This is a genomic window from Rossellomorea aquimaris (assembly GCF_008180865.1).
Taxonomy (GTDB): Bacteria; Bacillota; Bacilli; order Bacillales; family Bacillaceae_B; genus Rossellomorea; species Rossellomorea yichunensis.
This window is the reverse complement of sequence record NZ_VTEX01000016.1, coordinates 1-577: the sequence shown is the minus strand read 5'-3', so window position 1 is coordinate 577 and position 577 is coordinate 1. Positions and strand designations below refer to the sequence as shown.

Sequence of the window (577 nt, the reverse complement as noted above, 5' to 3'; positions counted from 1 at the left end):
AGGCTGCAACTCGCCTACATGAAGCTGGAATCGCTAGTAATCGCGGATCAGCATGCCGCGGTGAATACGTTCCCGGGCCTTGTACACACCGCCCGTCACACCACGAGAGTTTGTAACACCCGAAGTCGGTGAGGTAACCTTTTGGAGCCAGCCGCCTAAGGTGGGACAGATGATTGGGGTGAAGTCGTAACAAGGTAGCCGTATCGGAAGGTGCGGCTGGATCACCTCCTTTCTAAGGAAGATTTAACTAAAACGTTTGACAGTCGAAGTTTTGTTCAGYTTTGATGGTTYAATTACYATCAAAACTTTTTGTCTCTTACGAGATCAAAATGTGTTTGTTCTTTGAAAACTAGATAAAGATAAATTGATAGTCAAGAAATTACCGAGTATCGCCATTTTAGGTTTTAAACCTGATGTAACAACCAATTCGGTTAAGTTATGAAGGGCGCACGGTGGATGCCTTGGCACTAGGAGCCGACGAAGGACGGGACTAACACCGATATGCTTTGGGGAGCTGTAAGTGAGCTTTGATCCAGAGATTTCCGAATGGGGGAACCCATTGTTCGTAATGGAACAA

The 577-nt window shown here is 46.2% G+C and carries 2 rRNA genes; both read left to right on the top strand.

Annotation, left to right across the window (positions count from 1 at the left end):
* Positions 1–232 (top strand): 16S ribosomal RNA (locus FZC88_RS23775); the annotation flags it as partial.
* Between the two features lie 197 nt (positions 233–429).
* Positions 430–577 (top strand): 23S ribosomal RNA (locus tag FZC88_RS24275); the annotation flags it as partial.